Below are 16,373 nucleotides of genomic sequence, written 5' to 3' on the forward strand. Positions count from 1 at the left end.
TGTTGCTCCCATTGCTTGTTGAAATCCTTCCAAAAATCATCCACAGAGCAGTATAATTCAATAAGCGTTTCCATTTTTGACCTCTTTTGTTGTTGTTTTTTCAGAAACGAAACTTGTACAACATTAAGAGGTCTTTTTACACTGTTTTTTTGTCTTATCTTTCCTATTCTTAGTTAATTAAACTCAACATTGGGGTTCTTAAGGATTTTGATATAGCCAGAGAACAAAACAGCATTACTAAAGAAAGAAAAGAAAAACTAGAAAGCGTTCTAAGTCTAGCAAAACAAAAATTTAGAGACCTTCTTTCCTCCAAAAAGATTGATCCTCTAATTGCTAAACTCCTAATTCCCCTATTGTCTATTCTAAGTGACTACGTAAAAACGATGAGTATTACCTAAAAAAAGGGATTATGATCAAACGAATTAATTACGCATTAAGGAGGACATCATGGATAACATACAAAGCCCCAACGGCCAGAATCACTCTGAAGTTATTATAAATAAGATCTCTGGTGATTCTTCTACCAATACACAATCTCTACTGCAAGCTGCCCTCTTCATGTTATGCAACATGCTTACAGATGCTTTTGTGTCAATTAATAAAGCAAGAAACGAATCAAGCATTGCTGCCATAAAAGCAGGATTTGCTAGTGCAGATGAAACCGCAGTAGCAGGTCTTTTCCAGCTGGGAGGAGGTGCAATTATGGCTGGAACAGGATTGGCCGGGGGTATAGCTGGGTGTAAACAAGCAACCGATATTGCTCAAGCTGCAGAAAAGCGTAGTAGTGATATAATGAAGATCGATGAGAGAGCAATGACAAAAGGCTCTGATCTGACAGTTGAAGTAGAAGCTCTTGATGAAATCCCCGAGCCTGTCTTAGATGAGATAGAAGAAGAGGCTTTCTTAGATGCAGAAGAAACGTTGTCTGCTAAACGAGCTGAACCAGAAGAGCCAGAAGAAGAACTAACAGAGGAGCAATTGGTAGAACAAGCAGAGGCTCAAGATAAAATAACCCACAGAGAAGCTAATAATCTTTTACGCCGAGTTGAAAAGGAGTATGAAGTAAGCAAGAATGTGGCTCAGGCTGAAGCAGGAAAAATGCAAGGCTTAGCTATGCCGGGACAGGCTGTGTATTACATGTCTCAGGGTTTAGGAGAGGTAGAAAAATCTAAAAGTCAGAAAGAAAACGTTCAACAACAAGTAGAACAAGATAACCAAAACCAACAAGGAAATACTGCTGACGACATCAAGAAAAAAATGGATGATATAGCAAAGTTTGATCCCTTTCAAAGGAATTCATCAAGTCTTAGAGGATAAATCTTTTAGAGCCTCCGTTAGCTTCTTGCTTGTTAGGAAGCTAACAGAGGGCTTACTTTTGATACAAAGTTAAGCGTTTATTGGATGGAACAAGACTTATTCGTGTTTGTCTTGGTAGTGGTATTATTGCTAATTATTCTTTCTTTAAAGCTGGAATTCGAACTATTCGAGCTTGTGGACGTTTCAAGGCTTGAAGATGCTGATGAGTCTGAAGTCGTTGCTGATTTAGGTTTAGACTTGTGATATTTTTGGTTCAACTGCTTAGACAATTCCATATAAGCTAGAGAAGGTTTATCAGCAATTCTCCCGCTTGAGCCGTCACGATCCATTTCTCTTGAAAGCTTTTCATGTATATTTTCGTCAATTCTGTCTCTTTCAGCTTTTAAAGCCTGGTCCATTAGATTTCTACTAATCATATTCTCTGCAGAGAAAGGATTTGTTGATTGGCGAGCTAAATCTGTTGGCCATGTCATAAATAACCTCTTGTGTGATTAAGCACACACTTTTTCTAGTTCATTAAATACTAGTCAGAGTTTTTCAATTTTTTGTAAAACAAGACCATCTTGATGATGATCTTGCAGAAGCAGATACGTTCTACTTCTTTAAAACTCTGGGCATCTAACCGCTAGTTAGCTATAGGTTATTTCTTTCTAAATACAAAATAAAAAAACCTTAAACAATGGGTAGTATATTTTTTATAAAGAAATAATGTCAAAAAAATAAAACACTGTAGGTAAAATAAAATAATAAATATGCTATCTTAGCAAGGGCAAAAAATGCATAAATAAAGAGATATGCATGCTGACCTGCTCCCCAAAAGTTACTCCGGGATTTAAGAGCCGTAACTCCATAGGGCCGTAGCAGTTGCATATAATTTACAGTGACTCATAGAAAGAAGCATACATGTTCCCATGGTTTTCTTTTGGAGTTTTGCACTGAAATGGACAATGGGCTTTCCAGAAGAATCATTGATAATTTCTATGTCTTGCCAAGTGATATGTTCGGTAAAGCCTGTCCCTAGTGCTTTTACAACGGCCTCTTTTGCAGAAAAGCGCGCTGCAAAATGCGGAATAGGGTCTTTATGTTTTAAGCAATAATCTTGTTCTTTGGGTGTGAATATCCGAGAGATAAGACGATATCCATGATTGTCAATGCTCTGTCTAATTCTTTCAATTTCAATAATATCTGTTCCAAGTCCTAAAATAGGGCTATTCATGACTTTCTTCAGGCTCATATTCTTGATCGGATTCACCGTCCATTGCATTACAGAATACCATGCGTCCTGAACTAGTATGTTTGACAGAGAGAACTTTTGCATCAACTATATCGCCTATATAATTGCCACCGCCGTTTATAACGACCATTGTTCCATCATCTAGATAACCAACCCCTTGTCTGGGCTCCTTGCCGTAGCGTTGTACTTTAATTTTTATGAATTCTCCCGCTTGCATTAAAGGTTTCAAGGAGTTGGAAAGGGTGTGAATGTTAATAACACGGATATCTTCAATTTCAGCAATTTGTACGCGGCTAATATCTGCTGTAAGTAAGTTTGCATCTAAGAGGCGAGCTAAACGTAGCAGTTTACCTTGCACATCTTTAACATCTGGAAAATCCGTATCATTGAAGCGCAGGCCTAATTCAGCAATCAGCTCAATTTTTTTAAGTACTTCTAAACATTTTTTAGCTTTAAGCTTAGAAAATTCATCGCCAATTTCGGCTTGAGTGTATAGCTCTTTAATAATAAAGCGTGGGATAATGATTTGGTTATCTAACAAACCAGTAGTGGCAAGATCGATAATTCGAGCATCTGATAGAACAGAGCTATCAATGATTAAATCTTTTTTCTTTTCTACTGTAGGAGCAAACTTGATAAAAGGGATGCTTACGTATAGTTCATCTGCTGCTCTTAATGTCATAATTGTACCTAAATAGGTACCAAACAAGAACAAGGCAATTTTTAACATTTCTAAAGTTTGTGGTTGCAAGGAAATCGATGCACGGCTGATATCTAGAATAGCGTCGAATACCAGTACCAGGGCTTGTCCCATTAAATAACCAAGAAAAATCCCAATAACTGCGATATTGAAAGAGCGTAAATTAAATCTCTTAAATAAAAGATCAAAGCTAATAAGAAATAACCCAAAGACAAAACCTATTAATACACCGATAAGGATATTAGTCTGTAGGCTTCCAGATGTGTTGGAGATCATAAAGGTTGTCATGAAAAATACGCTTAGGATTACAAAGAGGATGCGCATAAAAGCAACAGAGAGATTCATGAGGTTCTCCTAAGATGACGTAAAACGTCGAATAAAATTTTTGTTTTTACTAAAATGTTTATGCCCATTCTAGATAGCAATACCTTTTTTGTCGATAAGCTTAGCTTTGAATTTAGACTATTAGTTTAACAGATTATTCTGTTAGACTCATTAGACAAACTAACAGGAGCATGAATATGCGCTTAGGTCGATTTGGGTGGATTGTGGTAAGTGGGGTAATATGGCTGATTATAGGGTTTTTTTTGCTGTCAATGGGACTTTATTTGCTTATTTTACAACCTTCTTTACAAAGTCAAGAATACGCCATGGTATTGGTTTGTTTAGGTTTGGTTTTAGGGTTTATCAAAGGGCGTTTTATTCTTTCTAAAACTGCACAAAAAGCAGTAAAAAAAGTATTGTTAATTTCAGAACCGATTTCTATTTTGCAGGTATATCCTCCTATCTATTTAGGTTTAATCGTTGGTATGATGTTGTTGGGAATAGGCTTAAAATGGTTAGAAGTAGCCTCTTATATTCGAGGTGTAATCGATGTGGCAGTGGGATTTGCTTTAATAAACGCCTCTAAGGTTTATTTTCAATCAGCCTATGTATTAAAAAAACAAAGATAACTTAACTCTTTATGTTTGGATTTTTATATTGGGACCCTAATCCGGCAGTATTTCATTTTTTACTTCCTCTCATCCACCGGCCTTTGATGTGGTATGGTGTTTTATTTGCATTAGGGTTTATCATAGGGTATTTTATTTTTCGTTATTGTTGGCTGCGCTATCTTTTATTTTCTGTGAAATTTTCTAAACAAGATATTATTTGCTGGTCTTTATTCTTACAAAAAAAACATAAATCTTCCTATCTACAAATGCTTTTTGAAACATTCCCTCAAAAAGTAAAGCGGTTTTGTCAACAAAAGCAGGAAAACGTCCCTGAAGAAATTAAGAACGAGGTAATTCAAGCAATAAATCATACAGTTACCCATCCCATCGATTTTCCTCATTCTCCTAATACAGAACCATTTCTTATATGTTTTGCAAAAAAATATATGAGTGCTTTTCAATTAGAGAGAGTACGATCTTTTTTTAAAGTGGATACTTATCTACAACCTTGGGTTTTACCTTTCAGAAAGCGCAATACCGTTATCATAGAAAGGTTAACCACTTATTTGATTGTAGGAATGCTCATTGGGGCTAAGCTTGGTGATTTCATTTTTTATCAAAACTGGACGGTTATTTATCAAAACCCTCAAGCAATTTTTGCTTTTTGGGAAGCAGGCCTTGCTAGCCACGGTGCTGCTTTGGGGATTCTAGCTGCTCTAGGGCTATTTTGCCATAAGTATAAACTCATCACTTTACATATAGTTGATTTAGTTGTTATTCCTACTCCTTTAGTTGGATCTTTTATTCGTTTAGGAAATTTTATCAATCAGGAGATTTTAGGTGTTCCAACAGATCTTCCTTGGGGAGTGGTTTTTTTACATCCGGTAGGATCCGCAGCCATTGTGGCTCGCCACCCCGTGCAATTATATGAAGCATTCAGTTATGTAATTCTCACTATTTATTTATTTTTTTTATGGAAAAAAGAGCCGTCTCTAACACATAGAGGAAAAATAACCGGTTGGTTTTTTATTTCTGTGTTTAGTGTTCGATTTATCTTAGAATTTTTTAAAGAAGAACAAAGCGCTTATCTCATGCCCCTTAAAATGGGACAAATTTTAAGTATTCCCTTTATTTTGTTTGGGAGTTGGCTTCTTTATCGATCTTATAAAAAAGTTTTTCACAGAGCTTAGCATCGATAGGAACCAAAGGAAGAATATCTTGGCTTAACTGACTTATTTGACTATGCAATTCTTGAGAGGAAACAGGCTTTATATGAATGATATGCCATTTAATAAACCTTTCTATACAAGACTCTGTTGAATAAGAAAATAGATTATACCAAGCATATTTATATAAGGTCCATATGCGCCTGGAAAGCTGATCTGCATAGACAGCTAATTTAGGATGTTTTTGTAAGTATTCTTCATAAACTTGGTTTACGAATTGTTCGTGGGTCTCAAAAGTTGTTTTAGTCCATTTTTGGTAAATAAACTGTAATAAAAAAGGATCTATACCGATTTCAATGCGTTGACAAAGCATATCTCCTTGGATTACCCAGGGATAGATTTTTTTTTCAATCTCCATCCATTTTTTATTTTTTATTAGTTCTTTTACCTTTTTAAAAAATTGGTTGGTTGCTTGTAGTAGATGATAGAAATTTTGTTTAGGATTATCAATAAATGCATTAGCAATTTCCTCTTCTATTTTTTCTACAATACAAGAGGGGATTTTTTGTAACAACTCTTCATCAAGGGTAAGATTTTTCCAAATAAGAATTTCTAAAAGTTCTTTTTTCTCTACTAAGTTAGGTAAAAGAATAGCTTCTTGGTAGGCATTCCAGATTGTAAATAGTACATGCTCTACAGAATGGCAAAGTCGGTCATTTTGCATCAATGCAAGTTCTGTCATGATAAAAGTATACACTACCTGTGGTAAGTTGGGTTTTTCCTCCTTATTTACAGGATATACGGCTAAAACAGCTTCTTTTAATTCAAGTTGGCTTAAGGTTTTTGGCATTTGAGTAGCCAAAGCATAAAGGGCTATAATCCGTTTAAGTTGATCACATAAAGCGCTATTTGATTTTTTATATAGGCTATGTCTATGTATGAATTTTTCCAAATATACTTTTTGTTTTTTTGAGGAGAATGTTTCAAAAGAAATAGTAGGATATAACTTATCTGCAAGCAGTAAAGAAGTATAATCATGTATGATTTCTTCAGAAATAGATAAAGAAAAAGTATAAAGTGTACGAAGGCTCATTAGCACGTTATATTCTAGCTGACGATGCGTTATACTAGGATGTTTTGCTGTTTCTTCTAAAATTGTTTTTACGATCAGTTCGTCTGCTTGATTGTATTCATGGTAAGGACTTATATGATAATTTAAGTGAGGATCTAGTTGGCATTGAGTAGTCCAGATCATTTTTGTCAGTTCTTCCAGCTGAGGCTCTTCTCCATCAATGGCTGCAACACATTCACTAATTCGGCTTGCCATCTGATAAGCGGGATAATAAGGAGCAGAAAAATTAGGTCTTTTTAAGTGAAGATGATTTTTAAGATTTTGCTTAATTAAAAAGGGGATATTTACTTTGCCTTCATCAGTGATAGCTTCAGGTTGTTTTTGAATTTGTTTTGTGTATAAAACAAGTTTTTCCCATGTTTTTTTTATAGCGGAAACACTGATTCGAAATTGAGGAAACTTCTTTTGAAATTCAGGAGTCATTTTTTCTAAAAGATACTGCTCTAATTGCATGGACCAATCTTTAGTCGGAGCATTTTGCATCTCTTGCTTCATTCTTCGAGATAAAAATAAATTTACTTCAGAATAAGGATGATATAGTTCAGGCACTTCATCAATCGGAATCAAGTAAGGACAGGAAGATTCTTTATTTGTATTTCTTTTTGTGGATCGATTTAAAGAACCAAATAAATTGTCATTAGATTTTGTTAGTTTAGTCATGAGTTTCTTACAATAAGTAAACTGTTTTTTTATAATGTGTATTTTCTTATCTAGCTGAGTTGATTTTTTTTTGTCTAATAAAATTTTAAAATAAATAGCAAAAAATGAATGACTTTTAATAAATTTAAACAAAAAATCTTGATGAGAGTTTACTCTCACCTATATTTTAACTAATTTTATGTTTTTATTTAAATTTCATTAAAAGTACAAAGACAATAGTTTATTTTCTATTTTGCAAAGCAATTTGTAAATAAAAATGGGTTATAATAAATTTCCTTTTTTTCCTGTTGAGCTTAAAAATAAAGAGGTATTTGAGTTGCTTTTGTAGAAATTTATGATAAACTACCGACCTAAAAAAGGAGGGCCAGGATGTCTAGCTTTTTTAAGTATTTGATCATTTTATTAGTCAATCTTGTTTTCTTAAACCCTATACAATCTTTAGAGGTACAAAAAGTGGAACCCAAACAATCTTTAGAAGTGGAACAAACAAGCCTTAAATCACCCATTGTTGTTTTTGAAACAAATCTGGGTATAATCGAGCTGCAGCTCTTCCCTGATATTGCTCCTAAAGCTTGCGAGAACTTTTTAGGTCTCGTAAAAAACAAAAAGTACGATGGAACTATTTTTCATCGTGTCATTAAAAAATTTATGATTCAAGGCGGAGATCCTAAAGGAAATGGTACTGGAGGAGAATCTATTTGGGGCAAAAGTTTTGAAGATGAAGTAACATCAGAAAAAACATTCAATAAGAAAGGTCTGCTTGCAATGGCAAATGCAGGGCCTAACACAAATGGCAGCCAGTTCTTTATTACAACAACAGACGATGCTTCTTGGCTGAACAATAAACATACTATTTTTGGTGAAGTGATAAGCGACTATAAAATAGTGAAAAAAATTGAAGAAAGCAAAACGGGTGCAGCTGATAGGCCTTTGGAAGAAATTAAAATCATCAAAGCCTCTATAAAACCTTAGTTCCCCCATCAAATAAGGCTGGAGTTCTCCAGCCTTATAGACTTTCAAGATATTTCCTATAAATATTCAGATAATATTACGCGTAAATTTTATATAATTAATAGTTAAAGTTTTATAATATATAATATACTTTTTATTTACATATTATTATAAATAGTTGCACAATATAAATTAAGAATAAGAAACTATTATAGTCTATTTTTTTTAATAGAGGATCCCCCATGATTGTTGAAGTTTGCATAGCAGTAAGTACCATAGCTTTTGTAGTTTTAGTCATTTTTTTAGTGATGGCGCTGCGCTGTTCTTGTGCAACTTTAAAAAAAACCAAGCATACCCTAACTAAAGTTGAAGGGGAATTAAAGGAGATCTCCTCTGAGAGCGTTACGTTGCTTAAAAATGTAAATGATTTAACCGTAGATATAAAAGAGAAATCAGAGTCATTAAATTTTCTATTCGCTCCACTGCTTAAGCTCTCTCATGGAAAATCCCACAAGACAAATACCTATGAAAAACTGACGGAAGTGATTAATTATGTGGCAGATGCAGTGATTTTACTGAAAAAAATAAAGGACGAGTAATATGTCAAATTTACATAAAGACACAAAAAATATCCTTATAGGAGCCCTTGTTGGAGGTGCTATTGGAGCTAGTGCCATTATCCTTTTAAAAAGTTCTTCTGGTAAAGGTAGTAAATCTACCCTGCACTTCATAGGAAAAGCTCTTGCTAATGCGGGAGAGGTTGTTAAAGACAAAATTGAGGACCCGGAGAGTTTACTCAAAGAGCTAGATAAGAAGATTGCCAAAAATGAGGATAAGCTAGCTGATATCTTAGAATTAGCGGCTGCAGGAATGCAGCTATGGAAAAAACTGACAAAATGAAGGTAACTATGTTTCAATCAGATCATTCAGGTAAAAATCTATTTTTGGGGACCTTCTTAGGTATGGCTGTAGGAGCTCTTACCACTCTATACTTAGGCACTAATGGAGGAAAAAGACTTCAAAAAGACGTATTAAATAAGGTATTTAAAGAAGCTAGAAAACCTCGAGTTAAGAAGATAGCTAAACGGATTAAAAAACAGCTTAAAAGTTAAAAGAGATCTTCTTTAAAACAATTAATTTTCTATTTCTATAGAAAATCTATTATTTATTCTTATTTTCAATAAAAATATTATATTTATTTTAATATTGTATATTTGTATTATATTCATAATTATATATGAGTTTTAATTTAACAAATATTTTAAATATTAAACGATGTCTGTTTCAAGTTCTGTAAATAATCAAAAAGCTCTTTTGTTTTTAAAAAACTTCTGCGAAGTAAATCCATTTACCATCAAAGATTTACCTAATTCATTGGAGTCCTTGGTAAAACCTTTTATGGATAAATCACTAGGAAACACAACCCATATTTTTGAGGAATTTATCAAAGATAAAGAGCAGCAGGAAGCTTTTCTACAAAACAATCGGTCTACTGAACTACAATGGCGGATGATTTTTGCCATTTCTAAAGATGTTCCCCAATCTTCTCTTGAAGATATTTTTCGTGCTGCTATTCAGGCAGCTCCAGCTTCCTCTAAAGAGGATGCTCAACAGATATATACTCGCTTAATAGAAAAACCAGAAACTGACCTTAATCAAATATATATTCAGCGTTATACAGCAGAGTTTTTGACTTGGGTACAAAATGAAATTTACGATCTGCCTTGTGACTCTATCTTATTATTATTGAAAATTTGGCGAAATTTTGATCAATCTATAGATCAAGCATGGAAGGCATTATTATCCTTGCCTGGCTTAAGTAGTTCACATAGAGGAGAGCTAATAGTATTTCAGACAAAGCAGAATTTTATGTATAAAAACCATAAGGCCCTGCAAACCATTAAATTAGAATCTGTTCCTGCACTAGAGAATCCGAACATCCCAGCCTCTACAAGAACATCTAGAAAATATCTGAATCAATATGTGTTATGGATTAATGCTCTTAATGTTTTTTTAGGAGAAGTGGCGCTTTCTTATGGATTTGGTATTGTAGGCTTTAAAGAAGACTCGTGGGAATATCAGCTTTTATATACTCCTAGAGAAACTTCCTCTAAGATTCTTATCTGGAGAGCTAAAAGTATATTTCCTTTATATCAAAAAAAGCTCAAACCATTTATAGAATTTTTTGATGAAAAAATTGAACCCTTAAAAAAAGCAAAGCAAAAGATAAGTGAATTAGAATACCTCCTAAAGCAAATCCAAGAAGGTATTCCTATTTATGGAAGTTCAAATGTAGAAGGGATAGAGAGGGTTTCTGAAGAAAAAATAAAGAGAGACAAAACAAGCAAGCTTATATCAGAAGAACAAATTAAAAAATATCTAGAAAACTGGAAAAAAACAGAAAAATCCTTACAAATCGATCTTGTAAAGCCTATAGCATTTCGAGATGATATTTCTCATATTGAATATTTAATGAAGGAATTACACGATTCTTTCCAAGTGAAAAAATCCAGGCAAGAGATTACAGAAGATCAAATTGCGCTTATAGAAAAAAATCAGAAAGAGCTCATACAAGCAGAATACGAATACATTTCTTCTCAAAAAAAAGTATGTACTGCTCCCATAAAAGAATCTGATAGCGATAGTGAAATAAGGGAAGAGTCAAGTTCTTCAGGTAGCGAATCAGATATAGCGGCTTCCCATACATTAACCTTGGCTAAGCTATCTTTTACTGAACTTGATGCATTTTTAAAAGACGGTGGCCTAGTAAACGGATTTCTAAGCAAAAGCGTTGATGGAATGTTAAAGCAATTAAAAACACATCTTGCAAAAATACAGGCCCCTGTTTCAGATGAGCTAAACATTATACGAAAAGAGAAGACAAAAGAAATACATACTCAGTTAGTCATTGCAACAGCAGCTTTTGAGCTCATTATACAAGCAATAAAGGATCAAAGATTAGATCGAGTGCTTTTAGGATTTCGCAGTTGCTTAATTCATTGTCATTTTGCCATAGAACAGATGCTTTCTCTAAAGATTTTAGTCAAAAATAAGGAAGTTACAAATACCCATGATTTAATCGATTTAGCAGAAAAATCTCATATGAATAGACTTGAAGAACAAAGAGAATTTCTAAAGGATATAGGAATACATCTTTGGTTTTGCTACCCAGAGGATTATCAATTTTTTCATCCAGAAGAGAGTTCTCATCCAAAACCTTTTATCTTTTTACAAAAACTATTTCAATTCTATAGAGAGAAAGAAAAGTTAGATATAGCCATATTAAAAGAAGCGGTTCAATTGTGTTTTAGAATGTATAAGCAAACTATAGAGTTTATTACAGAATACTCTTCTTTCCCTGCAGAAGATCCTAATGAATTTTTAAGAAAAGTAGAGAAAGTTCAAGGACAAATAATCTGGAAAGAAATTGAAGTTGGGAATTTTAATAAGGCTTTTAGCAGAAATAAAACATCTATTTCAGAAAAATACAGTCAAGCATTAGATCTTCTTAAATCAGTGAGTGAATTAGAGAACATCCAAAATTTTAAAGAGTTATTATCGCCTATTAATACCATAAAAGGATATCTAGAATTAATGGAAATTTCCTTAAGAATTCCTCAAAAATCTCATTCTCTACAAGAATTTATCCAAGTAGAAACAATGGCAAACATGGATAAATTATTTAAACATTTGTTTAGGATAGTTATTCTGATACAAACAGGGGAGAATGACTATTCTCATAATTTGTTAGCACTTCTTCAATTGGCAGGAAACTTCTATGAAAAAGGTTTAATTACAGAGCAGGATAAAGCTAGTCTCACAGGTCTTAATATAAGCATCACACATCACTACTTGAATAAAAATTCTAATGCTGTTTTAAAAAAAGACTATAAACACATTTGGGACTTGGCTTATAGGTTAAATCCACTTTCTGCAAGAAACTTTACTCTAATGAGTAAAGGGCAAAAAATTTCTTATCAAGATTTAGAGCTAAAAGCAGCAAAAGTATTTAAGAGGCTAGATATTGCGTTTAAATTATTTATTAAGCTTTTAAAACCCGTAATCACTGAGATTGAGAAGTTAAACAATTTTTCTTAAGCCCTTAAACTTTCTGAAACTTTTTTGATCTAGAAGAAAACTGCTTGCTTATTTTGGCAGCTACAAGAAATACTCTTTGTAGCATCACTTATTAAAAATACGAGGATATTTTTTATGAATCAAGCTACAGTCGCTGGACATTTAGGTTCTGATCCAGAAGTTAAGTTTACCCCGTCAAATCGAAAAGTCACCACTTTGCGTGTAGCTGCACGTGCGCGTAAAGGTGGAAAAGATGAGACAATTTGGTGGAGAGTTACTATTTGGGGGGAACAATTTGACAAAATGATGGGCTATTTTAAGAAGGGCAGCCCCATTATAGTTCAAGGAGAAATGGACTTAGAAATCTTTACAAATCGAGAAGGAAAGTCTCAAATTTCAGCAGGAATTACAGCTCATAATATCATGTTTAGTCCTTTTGGTCGCACAGATCAAGTAGGGGCAGATGGGCGTCAGACAAGCGATGCTCAGCCAAAAGAAGAGAGTGTAAAGCCACTTTTAAGCAACGAACCATTTGATGCAGAAGAGGAGATTCCTTTTTAATTACTATGATTAAAATTACCCATATTGCCGATCCAAAAAAACGAAAACATGCCGATGTTGTGATATGTCCTGTCTGGAAAACAAAGACACAAGCTCTGATAGCTCTTGAACTAAAAGAGTTTGATGCCCTTATAAAGATCCCTCTTGATGACTTTTCCGGTAAAAAAGGGGAAACTCTTTTATTGTATCGTGAAAAAGGAACAGAAAAGAGAGTTCTTTTGTTAGGGCTAGGAGAAAAAGCGGCTTGTCAGACAGAAACATTGCGGCAAGCTTATGCAAGCGCAATCAAACAGCTGAGAGCTAAAAAGATCAAGAGCTGTAATGTGCTTTTGCCCTCTTTTGAAAACAAAGAGGCCTTTTCTATCATCCGGCCTAGTTTAGAAGGATTAATATTAGCTAATTACGCCTTTGATTGCTTTAAAAGCACCCCCCTTAATGAGCCTTTAGAGAGTACATGCATTTGTGGTATAGACCCATCTCATGTTTCTTTAGTAAAGAAGGTGGAACAGATTATGCAGGGTGTATATCTTGCACGTGATTTAGTGAATAGAAATGCAGATGATTCTAATGTGGAAGGTTTAATCCAAGCAGCAAAGGATTTAAGTAAAGACTGCAAAAAGCTTAAAGTAGTGGTTTTACGTGAAAAGCAATTAGAAAAAGAGCAGATGAACTTATTGTTAGCTGTAGGGAAAGGGAGTATTGATCCTCCTGCTTTAGTTGTTTTAGAATATATGGGAGATCCTTCTTCTAAAGAAAAAATAGCTCTTGTAGGAAAAGGAATTACTTTTGATACAGGTGGTCTTAATTTAAAACCCACAGGTCACATAGAGACAATGAAAAGCGATATGGCCGGTAGCGCTTGTGTTTTGGGTGTCATACAGAGCCTTTGCAGTTTAGAAGTGAAAAGAAACGTCATTGGTGTGCTAGCTCTTGCAGAAAATGCAATAGGTCCTGGTAGCTATAAGCCAGGGGATGTATATACCAGTCGCATAGGGAAAACGGTGGAGATTGGTAATACAGATGCGGAAGGAAGGCTTGTTTTAGCAGATGCTCTCTCTTATGTTGAAGATACATATGCTCCATCTGTTGTAATTGACTTTGCTACCTTAACAGGTGCCATTGTGATTGCGCTTGGAGAAGAAGCCGCAGGTCTTTTTTCTAACAACGATTCTCTTGTAAGAGGTTTGCAAAAAGCAGCGCTTAGAACAGATGAAAGGCTTTGGAGACTGCCCTTATACCCAGAGTATACCGATATGTTAAAATCAGAGATTGCTGATTTGAAAAATATAGGCGGCCGTCCGGCGTCTTCTTGTACCGCAGCAGCTTTTTTACAGCAGTTCATTAAGAAAGCAGCTTGGGCGCACCTTGATATCGCAGGAGTGGCTTACTTATCAAAGTCTAAATCCTATCACCCTACTTTAGCTACAGGAGCTGGAGTGAGAGTTACGATAGATTTCCTTGAGCATTTTGATGAAAAAGATTCTGTGTAAAGCTCAATTGAAAAAAGAGCATGAAGGGATGTCTTTGCTTGCATTTTTAAGACTGCAATGCAAAGACATCTCGGTTAAGTCTCTAAAGTTGGCAATTGATACAAAATTGTGCACTGTAAACGGAATCATTGAGCGCTTTTCTACCCATCCTCTAAAGATAGGGGATGTGGTGATCCTATATCAAACCCAAACTCTTCATCCAAAACACTTAGAGATTTTATACCAAGATGAATATCTGCTTATCTGCAACAAATCTGCAATGTTAACAAGTGATATGAAGGTTTTACAGCCTTTATTAAAAGATAGATGGTTACTGGGTCATCGTTTGGATAAAGAAACCTCAGGTGCTTTAATTTTTGTGAAAAATACAGCTATTTTACAAAAATTGATTACTCTATTTAAAGAGCACTCTGTGGAGAAATTTTATCTAGCATTAGTAGATAGGCAGGTTTTGCAAGAGGAAGGGAAAATAGATAGGCCTATTGCGAAATTAAAGAGTTATCAAGGCCAGAGTCTATATGGGGTAGCTGCTACATCTGATGCAAAAAGAGCAGTTACTCTATGGCGTTGTTTAAAACGCAGTAAAAGCGCTTCTCTTCTTCTATGTCAACCAATGACTGGTAGAACTCATCAGCTTCGTGTGCATTTAAGTTATATAGGGCATCCCATTTTAGGGGATGCTCTTTATGCTAAGCATTTTTTTTGTAAGGTTTCTCCTATACGTCATTTATTACATGCGTATATCTTGCGTTTTCCGCATCCCGTTTCTGCTCAGATAATAACAGTCAAAGCAAAAGTTCCAGAGGATTTCAAGGAGTGCTTAAAAGAGCTCAAAATGACACATGCGGTTTAATTTTTTGGAAAGAGCAAATATGAGCAGACCTATGATAATTAATAGTATCGCTACTGTTTCAAAAAGCATATGTGGGGAAATGAAACTTGGAATAAATAAAAAAGCTAAATTTTTTAAATAAAAAGCAGCATTAAAGCAGGTGATCCAAATACCGATTAAAACAGCTGTATAACGGCGTGGGGATAGGCGCGTGATTAAAGAAAGGCCAATAGGAGCTAAGAGCAATTCTGCTAGGACAACGAAAAAATATACGGTAAATACCGAACTTGTTACAAATGCACCGAAATTCAACTCAAAACTATCTAAAGTAAGCATGGCAAAGCAAATGCTCAAGATAAAAAAAGCTAGAGAAATTTTTAAGATAGCATTGCTATAAGAGCGTTTTTTATAAGAAAAAAGATAGATTTTTGCTAGAACGAGTGCAATTAAGATGAAGTATAAGCTCTGTATAGAAAAAAGCTGCATATCAAAGGGAAGAATTTTAGCTATAGTAGGACTATATTCAACTAATAGTGGATTTAGAGCCGTGTGGCTTAAATCTTGAGCTATCCAAAAGATAATGGAAAATAGGATCAGAATAACCGCTACCCAAATTCTATCTTTTTCTTGCTTGTGAAGAGGAGAAAAAGCATTTTCTGCTGCCTGGAGTTTAAGCCTATTATATTGTTTTAAAGCTATACCTAATGGGATTAAACCAATTAACCCAATGCTGCCTGCTATTGCAAAAGCTGCATGCAAGTTTTTTAAGTCGGCTAAAGAGTTTAAAATCCAAAACGCAAAAAGCGGCCCTAAGCTTATGAGTGCATAGTAAATGGAAAAGCCGGCATCTCTTAAGTGAGGCTTTTGTTGATAGAATGTACCTAAAAGAGCATAGCTACCTGGTTGAAATAAAGCATTTCCAAAAGCTACCAAAACAAGAGCAATAAATAAAAAAGGTAAAGAGCTAGTTAAAATCAGAAAACAGCCTATTGCATTTAATAAAACACCCCAAATAACAGATAGACGATACTGAATACGCTCTACTATAAATCCACCTAATATGGGTAGAAAAATAGTAATTGATAGAAATACAGTTCCTATTTGACCAGAAGCATGTTCTGTAAAATATTGAAAATCGGCAATATACAAGAAAAATAAATAAGCAATAGCTCCAAAGGCAATGCGCCTACAAATTTCTGTTAAAGCGATGCAATAGAGTGCTGTTGGTTGTCGTGAAGATCCTATATATTTCATTGTTTATATACTCACATAAAATAAATTTTTAATTTTATCATGATTTTTTTACTTTGGCTATATT

General features: G+C 34.4%; 16 protein-coding genes. 11 read left to right on the top strand and 5 right to left on the bottom strand.

Going from position 1 to position 16,373, the window contains the following annotated elements; genetic code table 11:
* The first annotated feature begins 447 nt into the window (after nucleotides 1-447).
* Nucleotides 448-1,317: a hypothetical protein gene (locus RHTP_RS08505; RefSeq protein WP_138107694.1), complete on the top strand. Its 870-nt coding sequence runs from the start codon at nucleotides 448-450 to the stop codon at nucleotides 1,315-1,317.
* 77 nt (nucleotides 1,318-1,394) lie between these two features.
* Here RHTP_RS08505 and RHTP_RS08510 read toward each other — a convergent pair whose 3' ends face one another.
* The 3 genes from RHTP_RS08510 to RHTP_RS08520 form a co-directional block, all read right to left on the bottom strand.
* Nucleotides 1,395-1,790, bottom strand: coding sequence for a hypothetical protein (locus tag RHTP_RS08510; protein ID WP_138107695.1), 396 nt, complete (start codon nucleotides 1,788-1,790; stop codon nucleotides 1,395-1,397).
* A 359-nt stretch (nucleotides 1,791-2,149) separates the two neighbouring features.
* On the bottom strand, nucleotides 2,150-2,533 hold the full coding sequence (acpS, locus tag RHTP_RS08515) for a holo-ACP synthase (protein WP_138107696.1): 384 nt from the start codon (nucleotides 2,531-2,533) through the stop codon (nucleotides 2,150-2,152).
* Nucleotides 2,526-3,596 (bottom strand): PIN/TRAM domain-containing protein, encoded by a 1,071-nt coding sequence (locus tag RHTP_RS08520; RefSeq protein ID WP_244609551.1) that lies wholly within the window; start codon nucleotides 3,594-3,596, stop codon nucleotides 2,526-2,528. Before RHTP_RS08520 ends, acpS begins: the two co-directional genes overlap by 8 nt.
* A gap of 176 nt (nucleotides 3,597-3,772) precedes the next feature.
* On the opposite strand from RHTP_RS08520, the gene RHTP_RS08525 reads away from it, so the two are divergent.
* Together RHTP_RS08525 and RHTP_RS08530 are read left to right on the top strand one after the other, a co-directional pair.
* Nucleotides 3,773-4,204, top strand: coding sequence for a hypothetical protein (locus tag RHTP_RS08525; protein WP_138107697.1), 432 nt, complete (start codon nucleotides 3,773-3,775; stop codon nucleotides 4,202-4,204).
* Nucleotides 4,205-4,215: 11 nt separating this feature from the next.
* Nucleotides 4,216-5,376, top strand: a complete 1,161-nt coding sequence (locus RHTP_RS08530) for a prolipoprotein diacylglyceryl transferase (RefSeq protein WP_138107698.1) — start codon at nucleotides 4,216-4,218, stop codon at nucleotides 5,374-5,376.
* On the opposite strand, the gene RHTP_RS08535 is transcribed toward RHTP_RS08530, so the two are convergent.
* Nucleotides 5,315-7,144, bottom strand: coding sequence for a hypothetical protein (locus RHTP_RS08535; RefSeq protein ID WP_138107699.1), 1,830 nt, complete (start codon nucleotides 7,142-7,144; stop codon nucleotides 5,315-5,317). The genes RHTP_RS08530 and RHTP_RS08535 overlap by 62 nt on opposite strands.
* A gap of 369 nt (nucleotides 7,145-7,513) precedes the next feature.
* On the opposite strand from RHTP_RS08535, the gene RHTP_RS08540 reads away from it, so the two are divergent.
* The 8 genes from RHTP_RS08540 (at nucleotide 7,514) to RHTP_RS08575 (ending at nucleotide 15,076) form a co-directional block, all read left to right on the top strand.
* Nucleotides 7,514-8,116 carry a peptidylprolyl isomerase gene (locus RHTP_RS08540; RefSeq protein ID WP_138107700.1) on the top strand — a complete coding sequence of 201 codons (603 nt, stop codon included), beginning with the start codon at nucleotides 7,514-7,516 and terminating at the stop codon, nucleotides 8,114-8,116.
* Between the two features lie 221 nt (nucleotides 8,117-8,337).
* The gene (locus RHTP_RS08545; RefSeq protein WP_138107701.1) at nucleotides 8,338-8,694 is read left to right on the top strand and encodes a DUF948 domain-containing protein; all 357 of its coding nucleotides are present in this window, start codon (nucleotides 8,338-8,340) and stop codon (nucleotides 8,692-8,694) included.
* Nucleotide 8,695: 1 nt separating this feature from the next.
* On the top strand, nucleotides 8,696-8,995 hold the full coding sequence (locus RHTP_RS08550) for a hypothetical protein (RefSeq protein WP_138107702.1): 300 nt from the start codon (nucleotides 8,696-8,698) through the stop codon (nucleotides 8,993-8,995).
* On the top strand, nucleotides 8,974-9,207 hold the full coding sequence (locus tag RHTP_RS08555) for a hypothetical protein (protein ID WP_138107703.1): 234 nt from the start codon (nucleotides 8,974-8,976) through the stop codon (nucleotides 9,205-9,207). Before RHTP_RS08550 ends, RHTP_RS08555 begins: the two co-directional genes overlap by 22 nt.
* 163 nt (nucleotides 9,208-9,370) lie before the next feature.
* Complete coding sequence (locus RHTP_RS08560; protein WP_138107704.1) at nucleotides 9,371-12,193, top strand: hypothetical protein; 2,823 nt, start codon at nucleotides 9,371-9,373, stop codon at nucleotides 12,191-12,193.
* Nucleotides 12,194-12,307: 114 nt separating this feature from the next.
* The gene (gene ssb, locus RHTP_RS08565) at nucleotides 12,308-12,733 is read left to right on the top strand and encodes a single-stranded DNA-binding protein (protein ID WP_138107705.1); all 426 of its coding nucleotides are present in this window, start codon (nucleotides 12,308-12,310) and stop codon (nucleotides 12,731-12,733) included.
* 5 nt (nucleotides 12,734-12,738) lie between these two features.
* The gene (locus RHTP_RS08570; protein ID WP_138107706.1) at nucleotides 12,739-14,223 is read left to right on the top strand and encodes a leucyl aminopeptidase; all 1,485 of its coding nucleotides are present in this window, start codon (nucleotides 12,739-12,741) and stop codon (nucleotides 14,221-14,223) included.
* Complete coding sequence (locus RHTP_RS08575; RefSeq protein ID WP_138107707.1) at nucleotides 14,204-15,076, top strand: RluA family pseudouridine synthase; 873 nt, start codon at nucleotides 14,204-14,206, stop codon at nucleotides 15,074-15,076. Before RHTP_RS08570 ends, RHTP_RS08575 begins: the two co-directional genes overlap by 20 nt.
* On the opposite strand, the gene RHTP_RS08580 is transcribed toward RHTP_RS08575, so the two are convergent.
* On the bottom strand, nucleotides 15,044-16,309 hold the full coding sequence (locus tag RHTP_RS08580) for an MFS transporter (RefSeq protein ID WP_138107708.1): 1,266 nt from the start codon (nucleotides 16,307-16,309) through the stop codon (nucleotides 15,044-15,046). The genes RHTP_RS08575 and RHTP_RS08580 overlap by 33 nt on opposite strands.
* Between the last annotated feature and the right edge of the window lie 64 nt (nucleotides 16,310-16,373).

The organism is Candidatus Rhabdochlamydia sp. T3358, from assembly GCF_901000775.1.
In the GTDB taxonomy this organism is placed as follows: Bacteria; Chlamydiota; Chlamydiia; order Chlamydiales; family Rhabdochlamydiaceae; genus Rhabdochlamydia.